Genomic DNA, 21,403 nt, shown 5'->3' on the forward strand with positions numbered 1-21,403 from the left:
TTTGAAATTTCAAATTCAGCAGGGGTGGGGGACGGTTCGTCGGTCGGTGTTACGGCAACGGCCACTTGATGGCGGCTGCGTTCAGCGGAGCGACAAGCGGGCGACTTCAGCCCGCTTCGCGCGGGCAGCGGCACCGCGAGTGCCCGGCTTCCAAGGCTCGGCGTTTCTCACAAGGTCGATGACGCCGGGTGTCTCTACCACGACGCGGCCGGCGATCCGCTTCAGCGTCAGCCGCCCCTCGGCGGCAAGGCGGTATATCGTCGTCGGCGATAGGCCCGTCACATCCGTCGTGACCGTCATCCGAAGATGAGGACGCTGGTCCCAGGGGATCGTCTCCTTTGGGGTACCGGCACTCCGTGAACTTTGGGGCATTTGGATCCGTCCGCTTTGTCCGTTTCGTCCGCCAGAGAGAACCACGGCAAACAGGACAGCGCATGAGACAGAATGCGGGGGCTATTCGTCCGATAGGGCCGGCGGAGTTGAAAACTGAGCTTTGAGACCTTGAGGAACGTCGTCGTCGCACCAGCCGAGCTTTACCATCCGACGGTATGTTTTGGCATACATCTCTGGACGCGTGATGTTTCGATCACCTTCCCAATCTTTTCGCTGATCAAAATATGCGGCCAGATGGAATTCATCCTCCTCGTCGCCGGAATTTTCACAAGCGAGACGACGCTTCGCCATTACGACTAATACGAACCGCCGCCAATTTTCTTCAACGTTTCTCTTTCTGCCGCGCTTCGGTCTAGCGGAACCTGATAAAAGGCTTCGAACTAGGTGTGCGAGCGGACCGCCATGGCGCAGGTCTGCCACGGCTCGATCCGGATCGACGCCCTCAAGCAGGGCCCAGGTACGGAGCGCGCCTTCGACATCGTGTGTCATGCTGCGACCGGCTGCAGCAGTGTCGGCTCGACCGGCGCAAGTGTCATCACGGCACGCCGAGCAATCTCTTCGGTCGCATCGACGATGTATGCCGCGTAGTGCTGCTCGATCATCTGGACGCTGGTGTCGTGGAGGGCGCCGACAAGGCGCACAGGCAGGCCGGCTCGAAGCCCTCTGACGATTGAACTATGTCGCAGCGAAAGCATCACCGTGTCGGCCGGGACGGCCGCCCGGGCAACTGTCGCAGCCCACGGCTTTTCCACCTCATAGGCTTCTCCCCACGCTCGCCGCTCGTGCCGTTCCCACCGGCCAGGCTGATCGCTCCGCCGATGCGACCACCGCAGCAGCAGCGGCTCGCGAGCATTACGCCCGGCCAGAATGGGCTGCAGGTTGGCTAACACGTCCGCCCCGATCGGCACCGCGATGTGCTCGGTCGCCTTGACGGACCGCCCCTTGCGAGACGTCGGCACCATGATCCGCATGCGGTCGACCTGGACGTCGCCGACTGTCAGCCGAGCGATCTGCGAAAAACGTGCACCCGTGGCGGCGGAGACCATGACGAGGTGGCCGAAATCGCCGGAAGGGTCCACCACGGCAGCCGCTTCAACGATCCGTCGGACCTCGACGTCGGTCAGGATCTGCTTTCGGGCGTTCGGCGCCGCAGCGGTCGCTTTGGTGCCGCTTTTGATCTCGCCGACGAGCCCGGCCGGTAGACCGCGGCGGTGCTGATCCGCTTCGCTGTTCAGGGCGGCCCGCAGATCGTTTAGCAGGCGGTTCACGGACGATGTCGCCAGGCGAGCCGGCAACCTGCGGCGCCACGCCAGGATCGCCCCGGCCGTGAGCCTCGTCAGGTGCAGCGCGGCGAAGGCATCGTCCGTCAGCACGTATTTCGCGAGGCGACCCTCGGCGTTGCGCCCTGCACGCTCGGACCGCGCCCGTCGGCTCATCCCGTAGTTCACGACGGCGGAGCGCACCGTTGGAGCTCGAGACGCTACTTCCGCGTCAACGGCTGCCTCGAGCCGCGCGAAGTGCTCGCGCGCCCACGCAAGCGATGCCGTGACCGCCGCCGGATACGAGATCGCGTCGGTGTCGGCTTTCGCATCGTCCGCCGGCGCGAGCCTCTCCTCGACACGCTTGCCGTCGATGACGAGCTTGGCGACCCAGGAGCCCGCGCCTCGCGCCGGCTTCCGGTAGCCCAGCGAAACGCCGCCTCGGCCGCCGGACACACCTTGCCAATAAGGGTTCTTCCGCGCCGGCAGCTTGCCTCGCTTCGCAGCGGTATCGATCGGCAGGGGCTTCGGCATCACACGTCCCACACTGCGGCTCACACAGTGGGTAGGTTAGATAGGTCAGAAAAGATAGGCAAACACAGCGCATTGCTTCGTGTCTGGTTGTCTCTTTAGACCATTAGTTGCCCTCCGAAGGCAAAGGTCACACGTTCGAATCGTGTCGGGTGCGCCATTTCCATAGAAAACCGCGAACACGATGCGCGGCCGATGAGTCGGCGTCAGCGATGACGGTTTTACGGATTGGCTTTGTCCCCTCCAATCCAGAGTAAATCGATCTCGACGCGATCGGCACGCCTCGAAGCCAAGCTTCGTCGAACGGGTTTCGACCGCCTGTAATGCGCTCGCGTCTGAACGCACCGAAGCCTTCGATCAGTCTGCGGTAGATCAACCCGCCGGAAGAACCCGACGAGGTGCGGAGCAGGGGCTGCGAGCTGCCGGCGCGGGGCAGGTGTTTCGCGAGCATGTCCGCGTGGCGCTGGGCCGCGCCTTGGAGGGCATGCGGACCGACGGGGCGGCTTTGCGACGAACGCCTGCTCCCGGCCTCGTCGAGAGACCGGGAGGGTCGGCGAGCCCGGGCATACCGGGCGCGATCAATCGACGGCCGCGGCCTCGAGCGTCACGGCCTTGGTCCGGGACGGCTGGACCAGGATGCGGTCGCCGGCGCGGCTGATCTCGATCGTCTCGGCAGGCGCGTCGGCCTGGCGGGGGGTCGAGAGCGTGACGCTCTGGTCGTCGGCCAGCACCGTCTCGAAGCGGACGGCCGGGGCGGCGGCCCGGGGCGCCAGGGTGACGACGACGCGGTAGCCCTTCGGCTCGGCCGTGTAGTAGGCGACGCCCGAGAGCGTGCCGAGATCGACGCTGCCGGCCTGGGCCGGCTTGATCTCGGCGGCGGCCGCCGTGCCGAGGCCGGCGGAGAGGGCGAGGATCGCGGCGAGGGCGACGGTGCGGCTGCGGGTCTTGGTGAACATGGTCGTGTGACTTTCGTGCTGCGAAGGGCCCGATGCCCTTGCCTTGGTCACGAATATGTTCTGCAGTGCAGCATGGATCAAACCGATCGTATCGTTGATGACTATCGATCATATCGATCTTAGCCGCGTCGACCTGAACCTCCTCGTCGCCCTCGACGCGATGCTCGCCGAGCGAAGCGTGACGCGCGCCGCGGCCCGGATCGGCGTCGGCCAGTCGGCGATGAGCTCGAGCCTCGCCCGCCTGCGCCGGCTGTTCGACGACGAGCTGCTGACCCGCGCCCCCGACGGGATGCGCCCGACCCCGCGCGCGCTGGCACTCGTCGAGCCGGTTCGCGCGGCCCTGCGACAGATCCAGGCGATCGTGCGGCGCGAGGCGGCGTTCGACCCGGCGACGACCGAGCGGACCTTCACCGTGAGCCTGCCGGACAGCACCGAGGTGCTGCTCGGGCCGCGGCTGCTCGGTTACCTGCGCGCGGAGGCGCCGGGCATCCGCCTGCTGCTGCGCTCGGTCGATCGCACGCACATCCTGGAGGAGCTCGACGCGGACCGGGTCGACCTCGCGATCGGCTTCGGGTTCGAGGGCCAGACCCACCACAAGCAGCGGCTGCTCTACCGCGACACCTACGTCTGCCTGTTCGACGCCGGCCAGGTCGGGCTCGTACCGCCGATCTCGCTCGACGACTACCTGCGCTTCCCGCACATCCTCACCAGCCTGCGCGAGACCGCCCACGGGGTCGTCGACGACGCGCTGGCCAAGATCGGCCGGGCGCGCACCCTCGCGCTCACGACGCCGCGCTTCCTGGTGGTGCCGTTCCTGGTGCGCGCCGCACCGGTGATCACGACGATGCACGCGCGCCTCGCGACCTACTTCGCCGACGCCCTCGGCCTGACGGTGAGCCCGGCGCCGGTGGCGCTCGAAGAGGTCGCCGTCTCGATGCTCTGGCACACCTCCTACGACGACGACCCGGCCCACCGCTGGCTGCGGCAGGTGCTGGTGCGGCTGGCGGGGGAGGCGGCGGAGGCCGAGCGGCTTTGAGGGGGTGGAGGCGGGCCAGCGGCATTCGCATCGCGCGATCGTCGATCGACGCATATCCTGGGATATGCCGGGCCTCGCATTGAACCTCGGCAGAGAAAGCCGCGCATCCCCTCATCTCCGCACGCGGGGAAAGGGCTTTGCCGACCTCGTCGTCGGCAACACGAGGCGGCAGCCGAAGGCGGCAGCCGAAGGCGAGGGGGCGCGAACGGTCGAGACTTTTCCGGCCGCTCCCCCTCACCGCCGCTGCGGCTTCGCCTTCGCTACCCGGCTGCACGACGAGGTGCAGCCGGGCCTCTCCCCGCGTGCGGGGAGAGGGGAGACCCGCGCCGTCCGATCACGCCAACGTCGTCAGGTCCTGGAACCAGTGCTGGGCCTGGGTGTAGCCCTTCACCTTCTTCGAGAGCGCGTGCGGGTTGGTGTCGTGCACGACCCAGACCTGCACCGCCTCGTCGACCACGATCTCGTGGATGCGGGCCAGGAGCTTGTCCTGCTCGGCCGGGTCGAGGCTGGCCTTGACCTTGTCGCAGAGGGCGTCGACCTCGGCGTTCTTCCAGTGGCTCCAGTTCACCCCGTTCGGCGCGACCTGGCGCGAATCGTAGAAGCGCAGGATCGCGTAGAACGGGTCGGAGGTGACGTAGGCGATGTTTCCGGCCGAGATGCCCTTCTGGCTCGGGTCGGCCGCGCCCTGGCGCCAGCCGGTGTAGGCGACCTCCAGCTCGACGGTCTTGAACTCCACCTGGATGCCGATCTCGGCCCAGCTCTGCTGGATGAACTCGTTGATCGGCAAGGACAGCATCTGCCCGGTGCCGCCGGTGGGAATCAGGATCGTCGCCTTCATCGGGTTCTTCACCGAGAAGCCGGCCTCCTCGACGAGCTTCTTGGCCGCCGCGACGTCGGTCTTGATCTGGAAGGTCGGCTTGCCGAACCACGGGCTCGACGCCTGGACCTGCCCGACGGCCGGGGCGGCGAGGCCGCCCATCAGCTGGACCACGCCGTCGCGGTCGATGGCGAGGTTGGCGGCCTTGCGCAGGCGGATGTCGCGCCAGGGCGAGCCCTCGACCATCGACAGGTGGTAGTTCCACACGTGCGGCGTGTCGTTGCCGACGATCCGCATGCCGGCGGCCTTGAGGCGCGGCACGGCATCGGGCGCCGGCAGCTCGATCAGGTCCACGTTGCCCGAGAGCAGAGCGTTCACCCGGGCGAGGTCTTCCGGCACGCAGGCCAGCGTCAGCTTGGCGAGCTTCGGCGCGCGCTTGGGGTTCCAGTAGGCCTCGTTCGCCACCAGTTCGAGGCGGACGCGGGGCTGCAGCACGCCGATCTTGTAGGGGCCGGTGCCGGAGGGCTGGAACGCGAATTTCGACCAGTCGCGCCCGACCGCTTCGAACTGCGCCGGCGACGAGATCAGGAACCACAGCATCTGGTACGGGAACAGGCTGTCGGCCGTCTTGGTGGTGACCTGCACGGTCATCGCGTCGAGCTTCTTGTAGGACGCGACGCCGGGCAGGCGCGGGCGCACCTGGGCGGCCTGGCGCTGATCGAAGTGCGGCGCCTCCTTGTTGAGCACCTTGTCGAAGTTCCAGATCACCGCGTCGGCGTCGAAGGCCGAGCCGTCGTGGAACTTGACCCCGTCGCGCAGGCGGAACGTCCAGTTCCTGCGGTCGGCCGGGTCGCTCTCCCATGCGGTCGCGAGGCCGGGCACCATCTTGCCCGGACGGTCCGAGACGTCGAGCTCCCAGGCGATCAGCGGATCGTAGAGGGTCAGCCCGGTGAATTGGTAGCCGCCCGCGCCCTTGTCCGGCTGGCCGGTGGTGAGCGGCAGGTCCGACATCGAGATGCCGTAGGTCAGGCTGCCGGAGGGCGCACCTGCGGCCGGCGCCGGTGCGCCTTGCGCGAGGGCGCCGGCCGCCGCGAGCGGCCAGCCGGCGGCGAGCGCACCAAGGGCGGCGCTGCCGAGCATGAGGTGGCGGCGCGTGAGCGAAGTCTTGTCCATCGGGCACTTTTCGATCGCGGGGCGGGAACGGCCCGCGCATCGAAGGACCCGGCGACGCCGCCCGCCAAGCGGTCGGCCTACCGTGTCCGCGGCAAGGAGGAGCCTCCTTGCACCGTGCCGCGCAGGCATGCGCCGGGGAGAGGCACACAATATGCCAAGCGGCGGTTCCGCGCCTGACAACCAGTAGTTTGCGCCGTCGGGGGCGGTCCCCTCAGGTCACCACGCTCGGCTCGGCCCGGCCGGTGAGCGCCGCGATCTCGGCGAGTTCGCCGGCGACGGCGACCAGGGGGGCCAGCATCTCCGCCACCGGACGCTCGAGCCGGTCCGGCGCGGCCTCGTAGCGCTCGATGTAGACGCGCAGCGTCGCGCCCGCCGTGCCGGTGCCGGACAGGCGGTAGACGATGCGGGCATCCTCCGCGAAGGTCACGCGGACGCCCTGGCGCTCGCTCACCGAGCCGTCTACCGGGTCGACGTAGCGGAAGTCGTCCGCCGCCGAGACCGTGAAGTCGCCGATCCGCCGTCCCGGAAGGGCGGCGAGCTTTTCGCGCAGGCCGTCCATCAGGCGGTTGGCGGCGTCGGAGGCGATCTCCTCGTAATCGTGGCGGGTGTAGTAGTCGCGCCCGAAGCGCGCCCAGTGCTCGCGCACGATGGCGTCGGCACGCTTACCCGTCACCGCCAGGATGTTGAGCCAGAGCAGCACCGCCCAGAGCCCGTCCTTCTCGCGGACGTGGTTCGAGCCCGTGCCGGCGCTCTCCTCGCCGCAGAGGGTGATCAGGCCGGCATCGAGCAGGGTGCCGAAGAACTTCCAGCCGGTGGGCGTCTCGTAGACGCCGATCCCCAGCGCCGCGGCGACCCGGTCGGCGGCGCGGCTGGTCGGCATCGAGCGGGCGATGCCGGCAAGCCCCCCGGCGTAGCCCGGTGCCGAGGTCGCGTGCGCGGAAAGGATCGCGAGGCTGTCGCTGGGCGTCACGAACAGGCCCGGCGCGACGATCATGTTGCGGTCGCCGTCGCCGTCCGAGGCGGCGCCGAAATCCGGCGCGTCGGCACCGAGCATCAGGTCGTAGAGGTCGTGGGCGTGGACCGGGTTCGGGTCCGGATGGTGCCCGCCGAAATCCTCCTTCGGCTCGCCGTTGACCACCGTGCCGGGGGCCGCGCCGAGCATGCCTTCGAGGATCGCGTGGGCGTAGGGGCCGGTCACCGCGCTCATCGCGTCGAAGCGCATGCGGAAGCCGGAGGCGAACAGGCGGCGGATCGCGTCGAAGTCGATCAGCGCGGCCATCAGCGCGGCGTAGTCGGCGACCGGGTCGATCACCTCCACGACCATGTCGCCGATCCGCGTCGTCCCGACCTGGTCGAGGTCGAGGTCGGGCACGTCGGCGATGCGGTATTCCGTCAGGGTCTTCGTGGCCTCGAAGATCGCCTCGGTGACGCCCTCGGGCGCCGGGCCGCCGTTGGCAGTGTTGAACTTGATGCCGAAATCGCCGTCCGGGCCGCCGGGATTGTGGCTCGCCGAGAGGATGATGCCGCCGATCGCCCCGTGCTTACGGATGACGCAGGAGGCGGCCGGCGTCGAGAGCAGGCCACCCCGGCCGACGAGCACCCGCCCGAACCCGTTGGCGGCGGCGATCTTCAGGGTGGTCTGCACCACAGCGCGGTTGAAGAAGCGGCCGTCGCCGCCGAGGACCAGGGTCGCGCCCTCGCGGCCGGGGACGGACTGGACGATCGCCTGGACGAAAGTCTCGACGTAATGGGCTTGCCGGAAGTGCGTGACCTTCTTGCGCAACCCCGACGTGCCGGGTTTCTGATCGGAGAACGGCGTCGTCGGCACGCGTTTCAGGACCATGGTTCGCTCGATCTCTCAGGGACTTTCCGCCCAACAACCCGGTTTCGCGGGAGCGGTCAATCAGGCGTCCGGCGCGAGGAAGCGGGCCACGAGCATCCGGGCGAGGTCGATGGGCGCCGCGTCCGTCAGCGCCCCGAGCTTGCCCGAGGTGGAGAGCGAGGCGAGCCCGTGGAGCGAGGCCCACAGGGCGGCGACCGCCCGGGCGCGCTCGTCGGCGGCGGGAAGCAGCGGCTTCAGCGTCGCGTCGACGAGATCGGTGGCGCCCGCCAGCGCCTCCCAGTACCAGTCCGGCACCGCGGCGCCGCGCGCGGGCGCATGGTCGGAGACGAGGCTCCAGACCGCCGGGTCCGCGGCGACGAAGCCGAGGTAGGCCTCGGCCAGGGCCGCCGCGTTCGCCCGCGGCGACGCCTCGGGATCGATGGCGGATTCGAGGGCGGCCTTCAGACGGCCGAAGGTGCGGGCGTTCACCCGAAGCAGCACCGCGTCGAGGTCGCCGACCGCGTTGTAGATCGAGTTCGGCGCGTAGCCGATGGCGGTCGCGAGCGGCCGCATCCCAAGGGCGCGCACGCCCTGGTCCCGGACGATGCCCTCGGCGGCCGCGCAGACCAGCGCGACGAAGCCGGCCCGGTCGAGGTCGCCGCGCGGCCCGGCGGCGCACTTCTTAACGGTCTTCACGCTATGGCCCCGGTAGTGTCTCGTGCGGTCGCGCACGGGATCGAGTGATAGATTGCACGGCGTGCAAGAACAAGCTTGCGCGCAGCCGCAGACTGCATAGTTTGCACGTTGTTCAAATTGCGGTGGTGGGGCGCGGCGGACTTGGGTCCCCAGCCCACGCAGGACCGGGATTTGACGCGACCGCACGGGTTGAGCCAGTCATGGCCCAGCCGGGGAGACCGCCATGTTCCGTTCGCTGATGACCGCCCGGCGTTTCGCGCCGCTGTTTTGGTGCCAGTTCTTTTCGGCGTTCAACGACAACTTCCTCAAGAACGCGCTCGCCTTCCTGATCCTGTTCAAGGTCAACCAGGCAGGCGAGTCCGACGCCGGCATCCTGGTGACGTTGGCCAGCGCCGTGTTCATCGGCCCGTTCTTCATCCTGTCGGGCTTGGGCGGAGAGCTCGCCGACCGCTACGACAAGGCGGTCATCGCCAAGCGCCTGAAGTTCGCGGAGATCTTCGCCGCCGGCACCGCCGTGCTCGGCTTCTTCCTCGCCTCGGTGCCGATCCTGTTCGTGGCGCTCGGGCTGTTCGGGACCATCGCGGCGCTGTTCGGGCCGATCAAGTACGGAATCCTCCCCGATCATCTGAAGCGTGAGGAGCTGCCGGCCGGCAACGCGCTCGTCGAGGCCGCGACCTTCCTCGCGATCCTGCTCGGCACGATCGCGGCGGGCTTCGCCAGCGCCATGGGCGGCTCGCACCTCGTCTTCGGTGGCCTGATCATGGCCTTCGCCGTGCTGTGCTGGCTCGCCGCCCGCGCCATCCCGGCGACCGGCGAGGGCGCCCCCGACCTGCACGTCGACCGCAACGTCGCCCGCTCGACCGTGGCGTTGCTGCGCGATCTGTGGGGCGACCGCCGCCTGTGGCGCGGCTCGGTGATCGTCAGCTGGTTCTGGCTCGTCGGCGTCGTCGTGCTGTCGCTGCTGCCGCTTCTGGTCCGCCACGACTTCAACGGCTCCGAGACGGTGGTGACGCTGCTGCTCGCCGTATTCTCGGTCGGCATCGCGCTCGGTTCCGGCGTCGCCTCGTGGCTGTGCAGCGGGCGGATCGTGCTGTTGCCGACCCCCGTCGGCGCGCTGCTGATGGGCCTGTTCGGCCTCGACCTCGCCTGGACGGTGGCCCACCACGCGCCGGAGACCGGCGCGATGGTCGGCGCCGCCGACTTCCTGCGCACCGGCTCGGGCCTGCGGGTCGCGGTCGACTTCCTCGGGCTGGCCATGGCCGGCGGCCTCTACATCGTGCCGTCGTTCGCCGCGGTGCAGGCCTGGACCGACAAGGACAAGCGCGCCCGCATCATCGGCGCCGTCAACGTGATGACGGCGGCCTTCATGGTCGGCGGCACGCTGGCGCTGGCAGCCCTCCAGGGCGCCGGGCTCTCCAGCGCGACGCTGCTGGCTCTCGTGGCCGTGCTCAACCTCGTCGTCGCAGTGATCGTCCTCGCCACCCTGGAGACGAGCCCGTTCCGCGACTTCCTCTCGATCCTGTTCCGGGCGTTCTACCGGCTCGAGGTCCGCGGCCTCGACAACGTCGAGAAGGCCGGGGCGAACTGCATCGTCGCCCTCAACCACGTCTCGTTCCTCGACGCGCCGCTCGCCCTGTCGCTGCTCGCCCAGGAGCCGGTCTTCGCCGTCGACCACGGCATCGCGCAGCGCTGGTGGGTGAAGCCGTTCCTGCGGGTCACCAAGGCGATGCCGCTCGACCCGACGCGCCCGCTCGCCACCCGCCAGCTGATCAACGCGGTGAAGGGCGGCGAGACGCTGATCATCTTCCCCGAGGGGCGTCTCACCGTCACCGGCAGCCTGATGAAGGTCTACGACGGCGCGGGGCTGATCGCCGACAAGTCCGGAGCGATGGTCGTCCCCGTCCGCATCGAGGGCTTGGAGCGGACCGTGTTCTCGCGGCTGTCACGCGACCAGGTTAGACGGCGCTGGTGGCCCAAGGTCGTCGTCACGGTGATGCCGCCGGTCAAGCTCGCCGTCGACGCAAGCCTCAAAGGCAAGGCCCGGCGACAGGCTGCGGGCGCGGGGCTCTACGGCATCATGTCCGAGTTGGTCTTCGACACCACCGACATCGACCGCAGCGTGATGACGGCACTGATCGCGGCCGGCGAGCGCTTCGGCTGGCGCCGGACGGCTTTGGAGGACCCGGTTTCGGGCAAGATGACCTATTCGCGCCTGGTGATGGGCGCCAACATCCTCGCCCGCAAGCTGATGCCGATGGTCTCGGAGGGCAAAGCCATCGGGCTGATGCTGCCGAACGCCAACGGCGCCGCGGTGACGTTCTTCGCGCTGGCCTCGGCCGGCCGGGTGCCGGCGATGATCAACTTCTCCGCCGGCGCCGCCAACATCCTGTCGGCGTGCAAGGCGGCGGAGGTGACGAAGATCCTCACCTCCCGTGCCTTCATCGAGAAGGGCCGCCTCGGCCCGCTCGTCGAGGCGATCAAGGACAAGGTCGAGCTGGTCTACCTGGAGGAGGTGCGCGCCACCGTTACGGCGGGCGACAAGATCCGCGGCCTTCTCGCGGCCCGAAAGCCGCTCGTCGCGCGCACCGGCGAGGATGCGGCCGCGATCCTGTTCACCTCGGGCTCGGAGGGAACGCCGAAGGGCGTGATGGTGGCCAACCGGGGCATGCTCGCGAACGTCGCCCAGGTCGCCGCCCGGATCGATTTCGGACCGTCCGACAAGGTGTTCAACGTGCTGCCGATCTTCCACGCCTTCGGGCTGACCTCGGCCCTGGTGCTGCCGCTGGTCTCGGGCGTGCCGGTCTACCTCTACCCGTCGCCGCTGCACTACCGGATCGTGCCGGAGCTGGTCTACGGCTCGAACGCGACGGTCCTGTTCGGCACCGACACCTTCCTCACTGGCTACGCCAAGGTGGCGCATGCCTACGACCTGCGTTCGCTGCGCTACGTCGTGGCCGGCGCCGAGCCGGTGAAGGATACGACCCGCCGCACCTACGCGGAGAAGTTCGGCCTGCGCATCCTCGAAGGCTACGGCGTCACCGAATGCGGCCCGGTGGTCGCGGTCAACACGCCGATGTTCAACCGCTTCGGCACCGTCGGCCGGCTGGTGCCGGGCATGGAGCACCGCCTCGACCCGGTCACCGGCATCGACGAGGGCGGCCGCCTCGTGGTGCGCGGTCGCAACATCATGCTCGGGTATCTCCGCGCCGAGAACCCCGGCGTGCTGGAGGCCCCAGTGGACGGCTGGCACGACACCGGCGACATCGTCGCGATCGACGCGCAGGGCTTCGTCGCGATCAAGGGCCGCGCCAAGCGCTTCGCGAAGATCGCCGGCGAGATGATCTCGCTCGCCGGCATCGAGGCCACCGCCGCCGACCTCTGGCCCGACAGCCCGAGCGCGGTGGCCGCGGTGCCCGACGCGCGCAAGGGTGAGCGGATGGTGTTGTTCACGCAAGCCAAGGACGCGACCCGGGCCGCCTACCAAGCCTTCGCCAAGGGCCGCGGCGCCCCCGACCTCGCGATCCCGGCGGAGGTGGTGGTGATCGACGCGATCCCGATGCTCGGCACCGGCAAGGTCGATCAGGTGGCGGTGACCAAGCTCGCGCGGGATCGCGCGGGCGGGCAGGAGGCGACCGCGGCTTGATCACCTGAGAGTTACCGCTTCTTTCCTTCCCCCTCTGTGGGGGAGGGAAGAAGCGCCCCAGACTCATATGGCTGAACCATAGCAACGAAGAGGGCTGTCGCCTCCGATCGCGTCTCGCCTATAATGGCGAAAAGCCCGGCCCCGATCGAGAAGACCGCCCATGACCTCCCGCATCCCGAACTTCGCCGAGATCGCCTGGGGCGCGGACGCCGTCGCCGTGCCGCCGCCGCCGTCGGGGGAGCCTTGGATGACCCCCGAGGGCATCCCGGTGAAGACCCATTACGGGCCGGAGGACCGGGCGGGGCTCGAGTTCGTCGACACCTATCCCGGCGTCGCGCCCTATCTGCGCGGGCCGTATCCGACGATGTACGTCACCCAGCCTTGGACGATCCGTCAGTATGCGGGGTTCTCTACGGCCGAGGATTCGAACGCGTTCTACCGGCGCAACCTCGCCGCCGGGCAGAAGGGCCTGTCGGTTGCCTTCGACCTCGCGACCCATCGCGGCTACGATTCCGACCACCCGCGGGTGTCTGGCGACGTCGGCATGGCGGGCGTCGCGATCGATTCGATCTACGACATGCGCACGCTGTTCTCCGGCATCCCGCTCGACGAGATGACCGTGTCGATGACGATGAACGGCGCGGTGCTGCCGATCCTCGCGCTCTACATCGTCGCCGCGGAAGAGCAGGGCGTGCCGCCGGAGAAGCTCGCCGGTACGATCCAGAACGACATCCTCAAGGAGTTCATGGTCCGCAACACCTACATCTATCCCCCGAAGGGATCGATGCGGATCATCTCGGACATCTTCGCCTACACCTCGAAGAACATGCCGAAATTCAACTCGATCTCGATCTCCGGCTACCACATGCAGGAAGCCGGCGCGACCAACGACCTCGAGCTCGCCTACACGCTGGCCGACGGCGTCGAGTACATCAAGGCGGGTCTGGCCGCCGGCCTGACGATCGACCAGTTCGCCCCGCGGCTGTCGTTCTTCTGGGCGATCTCGACGAACTACTTCATGGAGATCGCCAAGATGCGGGCCGCGCGCCTGATCTGGGCTAAGCTCGTCAAGGAGTTCGAGCCCAAGAGCGAGAAGTCGCTGCCGCTGCGCACCCACTCGCAGACCTCGGGCTGGTCGCTGACCGCGCAGGACGTGTTCAACAACGTCACCCGCACCTGCATCGAGGCGATGGCGGCGACGCAGGGCGGCACGCAATCGCTCCACACCAACGCGCTCGACGAGGCGCTGGCGCTGCCGACCGACTTCTCGGCCCGCATCGCCCGCAACACCCAGCTGTTCTTGCAGCAGGAGAGCGGCACCACGCGCATCGTCGATCCGTGGGGCGGCTCTTACTACGTCGAGAAGCTCACCGCCGACATCGTCGCGCGCGCCTGGGAGCACCTGCGCGAGGTCGAGGAGCTCGGCGGCATGGCCAAGGCGATCGAGGCCGGCATCCCGAAGCTCAGGATCGAGGAGGCGGCGGCGCGCGCCCAGGCGCGGATCGATTCGGGCCGCCAGACCATCGTCGGCATCAACAAGTTCAAGCCCGACGACGAGATGAAGATCGAGCTGATGCGCGTCGATAACGGCAACGTGCGCACGCTGCAGATCGACAAGCTCAAGCGCCTGCGCTCCGAGCGGAACCAGGCCGACGTCGACGCGCGGCTCGCGGCCCTCACCAAGGCGGCGGAAGGGGAGGGCAACCTGCTCGAGCTCGCCGTCGAGGCGGCGCGCGCCAAGGCGACGGTGGGCGAGATCTCCGATGCGCTGGAGAAAGCCTGGGGCCGGCACCGCGCCGAGATCCGGTCGATCTCGGGCGTATACAAGCGGGAGGTGGGTGGTATGTCGCCAGCGGTCGAGCAGGTGCGTGGGCTGGTCGAGGCCTTCGAGGAGAACGACGGGCGCCGCCCGCGCATCCTCGTCGCCAAAATGGGTCAGGACGGGCACGACCGCGGCCAGAAGGTGATCGCTTCGGCCTTCGCCGACCTCGGCTTCGACGTGGATATCGGGCCGCTCTTCGCCACGCCGGCCGAGGCCGCGCGGCAGGCGGTGGAGAACGACGTGCACATCGTCGGCGTGTCGTCGCTCGCCGCCGGCCACCTGACGCTGGTGCCGGAGCTGAAGGCGGCGCTCACCGAGCAGGGCCGCGGCGACGTGATGATCGTGATCGGCGGCGTGATCCCGCCCGGCGACTACGACGCGCTCTACGCGGCCGGCGCCTCGGCGATCTTCCCGCCGGGCACGGTGATCGCGGAAGCCGCGGTCAAGCTGATCGAGGAGCTGAACGGCCGGCTCGGCTACGTCGCGCAACAGGCCGCCGAGTAAGGCTACTCCGACGGCGTCCGCGTCGGCAGGGCCGGCGCGGCCGGGGTGATCGAGCCGGTGGCCTCGGGGCCGCCGGCGCGGAACAGGGCCTGGGCGGATTGCTCGGCCCGCTCACGGTCGAGCTTTTGCGCGGCCAGCAGCGCGCAGACCACGAGCAGGGCTACCCCGAATACCGCCTTGGCCGTCGTCCAGATGCGATCGAGCATGCCCCGTGGTGGCATGCCGTCGGTTAGCGGGATGACAACGCCGGCACCTTTTCCACCGGCGCTATCCCGGTGGCGGGTCTTGGGCCTGCGCCGCGCTACTTCGTCTTCTTGCCGGCGGTCTTGATCGCGGCGCTGACCATGTCCTTGGTCGAGGGCGCCGCAGCAATCGTCTTGGAAACCGCCTTCTTCGGCTTTTTCGTCTCGCGGTTTCCGCGCTTGTTCTCGGTCGCCATCACGTTCTCCCGTTTGCGTTCGCGGTGATGATGGCACGGTTTTGGGTGTGCGCGCCGACAAAAGACTTCTTGCGCGCTTTCGTGATGCACACGGATACATCGGGACGGTCGGAAATTCGCTGGCGAAGCACGTCGTTGGAGGGATGAAACGATCCGCAAAGTGATGCGCCCCGGCAATGCGTACCCGCGTCGGAGCACAGCCACCCGGCAGCGTATTAAACCGCAGGTTGCAACAAATCGCTTGCCGGATTCGCAGGCTCGGGTTACTTTGCATTGCAAAGCATGATCCGGTCCGGAGAGCCTCATGCACGACCTCGACAAGGCCCTGGCGGACATCGTCGCGATCCGCTCGCAGATCGCGCGGGACACCGCGTTTCGCGGCCTCGGCTCGGCGGCCCTGGCCGCCACCGGGGTGCTGGCGCTCGCCACCGCCTGCGGGCAGGCGCTCTGGCTCGGCGATCCGAGCGCGCGGCCGCTGCTGTTCTTCGGCCTGTGGATCGCCACTGCCTGCGCCGCGGGCGGGCTGATCGGCATCGAGACCGTGCGGCGCTCGCGCCGACTGCATTCGGGCCTGGCCGACGCCATGGTCTGGAACGCGATCGAAGGGTTCCTCCCGGCCGCGGGCGCGGGCGCCTGCCTCGCCGTGGTGATCGCGCGCTTCGCCCCCGACGAGATCTGGATGCTGCCCGGCCTGTGGCAGGTTCTGGTCGGGCTCGGCCTGTTCGCCTCGGCGCGGATCCTGCCCCGCGCCGTGCAGGGGGCCGGCGCGTGGTATCTCCTAGCCGGCCTGACGGTGCTGGCGATCGCCAGCGAAACACGGGCGCTCTCGCCCTGGCTGATGGGGCTGCCCTTCGCGGTCGGGCAGGGCTGGCTCGCCCTCGTCATGTCGAACGCGGGAGGCGGCGATGGCGACCTCTGACCGGGCCGACGGCCGCTTCTCCTACGAAGGGCTCGATCGGGTGATCCACGAGAAGGCGCGGCTGAGCGTGCTGACCTCGTTGGTCGGCCACCCGAAGGGCCTTCCGTTCCCCGACCTCAAGCGCCTGTGCGGGCTCACCGACGGCAACCTCAGCCGGCACCTCGCGGTGCTGCAGGAGGCCGACTTGGTCAGCCTGGAGAAGGGCCACGCCCACAACCGGCCGCAGACCCTGTGCCGGCTGACCCCGGCGGGGCGGACGCGCTTCCTCGATTATCTCGCGGTGCTGGAACAGGTGGTGCGCGACGCGGCCAAGGCCGCCCGCGCGCCGGATTCCGGCCGGCTCGATGCCAACCCGGCCTGACCGCCGAACGCCCCTTTTGCGCCTCCGCCTGCCACGCCGCTTCCCGTCCGGAGCCTTCACACGATGCAAAGCCCATCCGACCCCAGGCCGGGCCTCCACGCGGCGATCATCATGGACGGCAACGGCCGCTGGGCGACCCGTCGCGGGCTGCCGCGCGCCGCCGGCCACCGCACCGGCGTCGAGGCGATCCGGCGCACGGCCGAGGCCTGCCCAGGGCTCGGGATCGGCACGCTGACCCTCTACGCCTTCTCCAGCGATAACTGGCAGCGCCCGGCCGACGAGGTCGGCGGCTTGATGCGGCTGCTGCGCGTCTACCTGCGCAACGAGACGGCGCGGCTCGCCCGCACGGGCACCCGCCTCAGCGTCGTCGGCCGCCGCGACCGGCTGCCGGCCGGCCTGCCCGAGGCGATCGAGCGGGCCGAGGCCGCGACCGCCGAGGGTCGCAAGCTCCACCTGCGCATCGCCGTCGACTATTCCGCCCGCGACGCGATCCTCGCCGCCGCCGTGCGGCTCGCCGGAGAGCCGACGTCGCGCGCGGCGTTCGGGGCCGAGGTCGCCGGCGCGATGCACGGCTCGCCGGTCGACGTCGACCTGCTGATCCGCACCGGCGGCGAGAAGCGTCTGTCCGATTTCATGCTCTGGGAGGCGGCCTACGCCGAGCTCCACTTCACCGAGCAGATGTGGCCCGATTTCGGCGAGGACGACCTCGCCGCCGCGATGGCCGAGTTCACCCGCCGCGACCGCCGCTTCGGCGGCCTGACCAACCCGAAGGTCTCCGCCGCGGCCTGAGACCGGCCCGGATCGCACTGGACAGGCCGGGGGGTCGGCGCCAGATCGGCGGTGTCGCCACCCAGGCTCGAAGATCGTTGCATGTCCGCTGACGCACCCCCGCCCGCCCTCGACGACGAGACCGTCGCGTTCGCCGGCCGCCTGTTCCAGTACGCGCGGATGGGTCATGCCGCGGAGTTGGCGGAGCTGTTCGGGCAGGGCCTTCCGGCCAACATCCGCAACGACAAGGGCGACAGCCTGCTGATGCTGGCGGCCTATAACGGCCAGGCCGAGACCGCCCGCGTCATCCTGGAGGCGGGCGGCGACCCGGAACTCGCCAACGACCGCGGCCAGACGCCGCTCACCGGCGCCGCCTTCAAGGGCGACATCGCGATCGCCACGCTGCTGCTGCTGCATGGCGCCGCCGTGGACGGCACCGGCGACGGCAGCCGCACGGCCCTGATGACCGCTGCGATGTTCGACCGTACCGAGATCGTCGCGCTTCTGCTCGCCCACGGCGCCGACCCAGGTCGGCGCGACGCCGCCGGCCAGTCGGCCGCCGACATGGCGCAGGCGATGGGCGCGCAGAACACCCCGGCGCAGCTCGCGAACGCGCGGCGGCCCGGCGTCTAAGGGATCATTCGCCGTCGGGCGGCAGCGCTTCGGTGACCTGGACGCGCTGGGCCGGCTTCTCCTGCACGGGCTCGGCCGTCTCGACCGTGGGCGCGATGGCGGTGACACCTTCGTAGCGAGACAGGCGCCGGTCGATCATGCCGTCGATCCGGTCGTAGACCTCGGCCACCGTGAGATGGCGGCGGGCCTTGCCGGCGGCCTTGTCGGCCTTCTGGGTGAACAGCGCCCGGTTGGCCCGGGCCGCGTTGCGGAACTCGCGCTCGGCGACCTCGTCCGGGCGATCGACGTTCATGGTGAGGAAGCGCCCGGCGCTCGACGTGCCGAGGAAATGCGCGAAGTACAGCTCCGAGGTGGTCAGCACCCGGCCGACGCGGGCCTCTATCCGCCCGCGGTCGCGCTTGATCAGCTCGGCCGCCATCAAGGCGGCGACATAGGGGTCCTTGCGGAGCGACAGCACCCGCTCGCGCATCGGCGCGGCCACGGTGATCGCGGAGCCGCGCCCCTTCACTGCGGCCGCCTCGGCGTCCAGCCCGTAGCGGGCGCCGAAGTCGCGGATCATTTCGAGCCAGGTGGCGGTGACGAACTGGAACAGGCCTTCGGCGGACGAGGTCTGCGCCTTCACGTCGGTCGAGAAGCTCGACTCCTTGTCGGCCAAAGCCATCAGGTAGACCGGGTCGACGCCGGAGGCCGAGGCGGCCTTCAGGATCGTGTCGACGATCCGGCGCGGCACGCCGACCTTGCCGAACCGGATCGTGTCGTCGGTCTCGGGCGAGGGCCGGGGCAGGGCAGCGAGATCGCCGGCGATCAGCGCGCTGGTGGCCGGCTCCTGCTCGACGACCGGAACGCCGCTCCACGCGGCAGGGTTGTCGGAGGGCTCGGCCCTCGCAAGTTCGGTCGCGGCACGCGGGCTCTGGTCGATCCGGTCGTGGGCCAAGGCGGCCGGGGCGAAGGCAGTCTGCGGCAGGGCGAAGCCGGCGAGCAGGGCGGCCAGCCCCATGGCCGCGGTGCGGCGGCGCAACGGCGAAGGGCGGCGGAATTTGGCGTCGTTCCGCTGCGTCCCGCAGGCGGACCGCGGCAGCCAAGCCACGGTATCATCTTCACAATTCGACCCGTTGGGCACGAGTCGGCTCACGTCGTCGGCGCAACGCGCCGGCTCCGGGAAAACCCCCATTGCTGGTCCTTTTCGTGCCGCGGCGTTCATGGGCCGGGCTTCGATCGAGCGGCGGCTCTATCGCCGGATGCCGTGACCAGAATGGGACGGCTCGGTGATCCAACCGTGGCGCGCTTAAGGAGCCGTTAACGCTGACGTTTCACGGTTTCTTAACCAGTCGTTCGGGTGCCATTCAGCCGTAGGTTGGCACCAAGATGTCGCATTCGGGCTTGGAACGTTGCCCCCGAGCGCCAGTTAGCTAGGGCCACGCAGGGCGGTCCGCCTCGGCCCGTTCGAAGCTCTGCGTCCGAAGCGTTTAAGGAATTTTCTCCCCATGAGCATGCAGACCGGTCGTCGCGTCGGCGTTGCGTTTGTCGGCATGGGTGGCGCAGTCGCCACCACCGCCATCGCCGGCATCGAGATGATCAAGTCCGGATCGAACCGCCTCGACGGGCTGCCTCTCGCCGGCGTCTCGGTGGCCGGAATGGCCGACTACAAGGATCTCGTCTTCGCTGGATGGGACCTCAACGGCGACGACCTCGCCTCCGCCGCGCAGGGGCACGGCGTGCTCACCAAGCAGGACATCGAGAACGGCGCCCAGGTTCTCAAAGGCATCCAGCCCTGGCCGGCGGTGGGCAGCGCGAAGTTCTGCAAGAACATCGACGGCGCCAACCGCATCGTCGCCGCCGACCACCGCGAGGCGGTGTCGATCATCGCCGCCGACCTGCGCCGCTTCAAGCAGGAGAGCAACCTCGACGAGGTGGTGGTCGTGAACCTCGCCTCCACCGAGCGCTGGCCCGACCTCACCGCCGCCGTGCTGAACTCGACCGAGGCGTTCGAGAAGGGCCTCGACGCCAGCGACGAGCACATCTCGCCGGCGATGCTCTACGCCTACGCGGCGATCAAGAGTGGCGTGCCCTACGCCAACTTCACCCCGAGCATCGCCGCCGACGTGCCGGCGCTGCTCTCGCTCGCCACCGAGATGAACGTGCCGGTGGCCGGCAAGGACGGCAAGACCGGCCAGACCATGATGAAGACGGTGCTGGCGCCGGCCTTCAAGGCCCGCGCCCTCCACGTCGACGGATGGTTCTCGACCAACATCCTCGGCAACCGCGACGGCCTCGCCCTCAATGACCCGGCCTCGCTCCAATCGAAGCTCAACACCAAGGGCACGGTGCTCGACTCCATCCTCGGCTACCCAGTCGAGGATCATCTGGTCCACATCCACTATTACCGCCCGCGCGGCGACGACAAGGAAGCCTGGGACAACATCGACATCACCGGCTTCATGGGCCAGCGCATGCAGGTGAAGGTCAACTTCCTGTGCAAGGACTCGATCCTGGCGGCGCCGCTCGTCATCGAGATCGCCCGCGTCCTCGACCTCGCCAAGAAGCGCGGCGATGGCGGCGTGCAGGAGCAGCTCTCGACCTTCTTCAAGGCGCCGATGGTCAAGAACGGGCACGGCCCGGAGCACGACTTCGGCAAGCAGGGCAAGATGCTGCTCGATTGGCTGGACGGCGACCGCTGATGTCGGACGGCGTTCCGGTGAACGGCGCGTCCGGGCCTGCCGCGCCGGCCGAGCTTCGCGACCTGTTCGTCGAAATGAACGACCTCAAGCGCGTCCGGTCCGCCGGGCGCGTCGGCTCCATCGCCGAGCGCTTGTTCGCGCAGGGCTGGAGTGCGCTGACCGGGGGTGCCTCCGCGGAAGACGTCGCCCTCGACATCACCGCCACGGCGCTCGCCGCCACCCGCCTGTGCGACCTCGACGCCGCATTCCTCGCCTCCGCCGGCCTGTCCGAAGAGGCGGTGTCCGGCGTGCTGGTGGACGGGTTCGACAGCGTCACGTCGAACCTAGATCCCGGCCTGCGCGAGACGCTGCGGGGCAGGCTCTCGCGCCGCGTCGCGCATCGGCCGGGCCCGGTGCCGGGCTTCGTCACGGCCCTGGCGCGGCAGCCGCGAGCGGGTGTCACCTGCCCTGGACGCGCCCGGATCCTGCTCGAGCCGCCGGAGAACCACGCCGAGCACTGCCTCCTCGTCGCGGTCTACGGCGTCGTGCTGAGCCCGTTCTACCGGGCGGACCCGGCGACCGTGTTCCTCGCGGCGATGGCGCATCACTTCCACAACGCCGCGATGCCCGACGCAGGCTTCACCGGCGAGATGCTGCTCGGCGACCATCTCGGGCCGATCATGGCGCGGACGACGCAGTGGGCGTTGGACGAGTTCGACGGCCCGCTTCGCGAGACGGTAGAGCGCGCCCGCGCCGTCTTGCCGGACGACGCGACGGCGGAAGGCCGCGCCTTCCACGCCGCCGACTGCGTCGATCGCGTCCTGCAGATCGCGCAGCACCTGCAGGCGGCCTCCCTCACCATGCAGACGGTGCTGGGCGACATGGAGCTTGTCCACGCCGGCCCGGTCAAAGGGTTCCACGACCGCGTGCTCGTGGATATGCGCATCCCGTAAGTCTCACGTCGTGTGGAAGTG

19 protein-coding genes are annotated in these 21,403 nt (G+C 69.3%); 9 read left to right on the forward strand and 10 right to left on the reverse strand.

Features of this window, described 5'->3' with window-relative positions; all coding sequences use genetic code 11:
• Positions 1–81 precede the first annotated feature (81 nt).
• From MFF13_RS10490 to MFF13_RS10505, 4 genes are all read right to left on the reverse strand, one after another.
• Complete coding sequence (locus tag MFF13_RS10490) at positions 82–300, reverse strand: hypothetical protein (protein WP_238272145.1); 219 nt, start codon at positions 298–300, stop codon at positions 82–84.
• Positions 301–453: 153 nt separating this feature from the next.
• Positions 454–882: a hypothetical protein gene (locus MFF13_RS10495; protein WP_238272146.1), complete on the reverse strand. Its 429-nt coding sequence runs from the start codon at positions 880–882 to the stop codon at positions 454–456.
• Positions 879–2,186, reverse strand: coding sequence for a tyrosine-type recombinase/integrase (locus MFF13_RS10500; protein ID WP_238272147.1), 1,308 nt, complete (start codon positions 2,184–2,186; stop codon positions 879–881). The genes MFF13_RS10495 and MFF13_RS10500 overlap by 4 nt, the downstream gene beginning before the upstream one ends.
• Before the next feature lie 575 nt (positions 2,187–2,761).
• A complete protein-coding gene (locus tag MFF13_RS10505; RefSeq protein WP_147762273.1) occupies positions 2,762–3,139 on the reverse strand; it encodes a hypothetical protein in 378 nt (125 codons plus the stop codon).
• Between the two features lie 97 nt (positions 3,140–3,236).
• On the opposite strand from MFF13_RS10505, the gene MFF13_RS10510 reads away from it, so the two are divergent.
• Entirely contained in the window at positions 3,237–4,175 is a 939-nt protein-coding gene (locus MFF13_RS10510; protein WP_238272148.1) for a LysR family transcriptional regulator, read from the forward strand.
• A 334-nt stretch (positions 4,176–4,509) separates the two neighbouring features.
• On the opposite strand, the gene MFF13_RS10515 is transcribed toward MFF13_RS10510, so the two are convergent.
• The 3 genes from MFF13_RS10515 to MFF13_RS10525 all read right to left on the reverse strand — a co-directional run bounded on the left by MFF13_RS10515 (position 4,510) and on the right by MFF13_RS10525 (position 8,683).
• Positions 4,510–6,165, reverse strand: coding sequence for an ABC transporter substrate-binding protein (locus MFF13_RS10515; RefSeq protein WP_238272149.1), 1,656 nt, complete (start codon positions 6,163–6,165; stop codon positions 4,510–4,512).
• Between the two features lie 211 nt (positions 6,166–6,376).
• Positions 6,377–8,008, reverse strand: coding sequence for an alpha-D-glucose phosphate-specific phosphoglucomutase (locus MFF13_RS10520; RefSeq protein WP_238272150.1), 1,632 nt, complete (start codon positions 8,006–8,008; stop codon positions 6,377–6,379).
• Positions 8,009–8,068: 60 nt separating this feature from the next.
• On the reverse strand, positions 8,069–8,683 hold the full coding sequence (locus MFF13_RS10525; RefSeq protein WP_147828426.1) for a TetR/AcrR family transcriptional regulator: 615 nt from the start codon (positions 8,681–8,683) through the stop codon (positions 8,069–8,071).
• 223 nt (positions 8,684–8,906) lie between these two features.
• On the opposite strand from MFF13_RS10525, the gene MFF13_RS10530 reads away from it, so the two are divergent.
• Both MFF13_RS10530 and scpA read left to right on the forward strand, forming a co-directional pair.
• Positions 8,907–12,326: an acyl-[ACP]--phospholipid O-acyltransferase gene (locus MFF13_RS10530; protein WP_238272151.1), complete on the forward strand. Its 3,420-nt coding sequence runs from the start codon at positions 8,907–8,909 to the stop codon at positions 12,324–12,326.
• Between the two features lie 160 nt (positions 12,327–12,486).
• The gene (gene scpA, locus MFF13_RS10535; protein WP_147753349.1) at positions 12,487–14,652 is read left to right on the forward strand and encodes a methylmalonyl-CoA mutase; all 2,166 of its coding nucleotides are present in this window, start codon (positions 12,487–12,489) and stop codon (positions 14,650–14,652) included.
• A 2-nt stretch (positions 14,653–14,654) separates the two neighbouring features.
• Here the strand turns inward: scpA and MFF13_RS10540 are convergent, their stop codons facing one another.
• Both MFF13_RS10540 and MFF13_RS10545 read right to left on the reverse strand, forming a co-directional pair.
• On the reverse strand, positions 14,655–14,858 hold the full coding sequence (locus tag MFF13_RS10540) for a hypothetical protein (RefSeq protein WP_147753348.1): 204 nt from the start codon (positions 14,856–14,858) through the stop codon (positions 14,655–14,657).
• Between the two features lie 95 nt (positions 14,859–14,953).
• Entirely contained in the window at positions 14,954–15,091 is a 138-nt protein-coding gene (locus MFF13_RS10545) for a hypothetical protein (RefSeq protein ID WP_187273601.1), read from the reverse strand.
• Between the two features lie 304 nt (positions 15,092–15,395).
• Between MFF13_RS10545 and MFF13_RS10550 the strand changes: the two genes are divergently transcribed.
• From MFF13_RS10550 to MFF13_RS10565, 4 genes are all read left to right on the forward strand, one after another.
• Complete coding sequence (locus tag MFF13_RS10550; RefSeq protein ID WP_147762266.1) at positions 15,396–16,010, forward strand: hypothetical protein; 615 nt, start codon at positions 15,396–15,398, stop codon at positions 16,008–16,010.
• Positions 15,997–16,371 carry a transcriptional regulator gene (locus MFF13_RS10555; RefSeq protein ID WP_147762265.1) on the forward strand — a complete coding sequence of 125 codons (375 nt, stop codon included), beginning with the start codon at positions 15,997–15,999 and terminating at the stop codon, positions 16,369–16,371. The genes MFF13_RS10550 and MFF13_RS10555 overlap by 14 nt, the downstream gene beginning before the upstream one ends.
• A 63-nt stretch (positions 16,372–16,434) precedes the next feature.
• A complete protein-coding gene (locus MFF13_RS10560) occupies positions 16,435–17,160 on the forward strand; it encodes a di-trans,poly-cis-decaprenylcistransferase (protein ID WP_238272152.1) in 726 nt (241 codons plus the stop codon).
• A gap of 81 nt (positions 17,161–17,241) precedes the next feature.
• Positions 17,242–17,772 carry an ankyrin repeat domain-containing protein gene (locus tag MFF13_RS10565; RefSeq protein WP_238272153.1) on the forward strand — a complete coding sequence of 177 codons (531 nt, stop codon included), beginning with the start codon at positions 17,242–17,244 and terminating at the stop codon, positions 17,770–17,772.
• Positions 17,773–17,776: 4 nt separating this feature from the next.
• On the opposite strand, the gene MFF13_RS10570 is transcribed toward MFF13_RS10565, so the two are convergent.
• Positions 17,777–18,943 (reverse strand): transglycosylase SLT domain-containing protein, encoded by a 1,167-nt coding sequence (locus MFF13_RS10570; protein WP_147828431.1) that lies wholly within the window; start codon positions 18,941–18,943, stop codon positions 17,777–17,779.
• 313 nt (positions 18,944–19,256) lie between these two features.
• Between MFF13_RS10570 and MFF13_RS10575 the strand changes: the two genes are divergently transcribed.
• Positions 19,257–20,450, forward strand: a complete 1,194-nt coding sequence (locus tag MFF13_RS10575; protein WP_147762261.1) for an inositol-3-phosphate synthase — start codon at positions 19,257–19,259, stop codon at positions 20,448–20,450.
• Positions 20,450–21,382 carry an HD domain-containing protein gene (locus MFF13_RS10580; RefSeq protein ID WP_147753964.1) on the forward strand — a complete coding sequence of 311 codons (933 nt, stop codon included), beginning with the start codon at positions 20,450–20,452 and terminating at the stop codon, positions 21,380–21,382. The genes MFF13_RS10575 and MFF13_RS10580 overlap by 1 nt, the downstream gene beginning before the upstream one ends.
• Positions 21,383–21,403: the final 21 nt, after the last annotated feature.

The organism is Methylobacterium cerastii, from assembly GCF_022179125.1.
Lineage (GTDB): Bacteria > Pseudomonadota > Alphaproteobacteria > Rhizobiales > Beijerinckiaceae > Methylobacterium > Methylobacterium cerastii.

Coding starts and splice junctions, on each gene's coding strand:
- MFF13_RS10520 (WP_238272150.1), bottom strand. CDS start 8,008: ATGGTCCTGAAACGCGTGCCGACGACGCCGTTCTCCGATCAGAAACCC.
- MFF13_RS10505 (WP_147762273.1), bottom strand. CDS start 3,139: ATGTTCACCAAGACCCGCAGCCGCACCGTCGCCCTCGCCGCGATCCTC.
- MFF13_RS10570 (WP_147828431.1), bottom strand. CDS start 18,943: ATGGGGGTTTTCCCGGAGCCGGCGCGTTGCGCCGACGACGTGAGCCGA.
- MFF13_RS10515 (WP_238272149.1), bottom strand. CDS start 6,165: ATGGACAAGACTTCGCTCACGCGCCGCCACCTCATGCTCGGCAGCGCC.
- MFF13_RS10540 (WP_147753348.1), bottom strand. CDS start 14,858: ATGCTCGATCGCATCTGGACGACGGCCAAGGCGGTATTCGGGGTAGCC.
- MFF13_RS10580 (WP_147753964.1), top strand. CDS start 20,450: ATGTCGGACGGCGTTCCGGTGAACGGCGCGTCCGGGCCTGCCGCGCCG.
- MFF13_RS10530 (WP_238272151.1), top strand. CDS start 8,907: ATGTTCCGTTCGCTGATGACCGCCCGGCGTTTCGCGCCGCTGTTTTGG.
- MFF13_RS10550 (WP_147762266.1), top strand. CDS start 15,396: ATGCACGACCTCGACAAGGCCCTGGCGGACATCGTCGCGATCCGCTCG.
- MFF13_RS10500 (WP_238272147.1), bottom strand. CDS start 2,186: ATGCCGAAGCCCCTGCCGATCGATACCGCTGCGAAGCGAGGCAAGCTG.
- MFF13_RS10495 (WP_238272146.1), bottom strand. CDS start 882: ATGACACACGATGTCGAAGGCGCGCTCCGTACCTGGGCCCTGCTTGAG.
- MFF13_RS10545 (WP_187273601.1), bottom strand. CDS start 15,091: ATGGCGACCGAGAACAAGCGCGGAAACCGCGAGACGAAAAAGCCGAAG.
- MFF13_RS10565 (WP_238272153.1), top strand. CDS start 17,242: ATGTCCGCTGACGCACCCCCGCCCGCCCTCGACGACGAGACCGTCGCG.
- MFF13_RS10560 (WP_238272152.1), top strand. CDS start 16,435: ATGCAAAGCCCATCCGACCCCAGGCCGGGCCTCCACGCGGCGATCATC.
- MFF13_RS10490 (WP_238272145.1), bottom strand. CDS start 300: ATGACGGTCACGACGGATGTGACGGGCCTATCGCCGACGACGATATAC.
- scpA (WP_147753349.1), top strand. CDS start 12,487: ATGACCTCCCGCATCCCGAACTTCGCCGAGATCGCCTGGGGCGCGGAC.
- MFF13_RS10575 (WP_147762261.1), top strand. CDS start 19,257: ATGAGCATGCAGACCGGTCGTCGCGTCGGCGTTGCGTTTGTCGGCATG.
- MFF13_RS10555 (WP_147762265.1), top strand. CDS start 15,997: ATGGCGACCTCTGACCGGGCCGACGGCCGCTTCTCCTACGAAGGGCTC.
- MFF13_RS10510 (WP_238272148.1), top strand. CDS start 3,237: ATGACTATCGATCATATCGATCTTAGCCGCGTCGACCTGAACCTCCTC.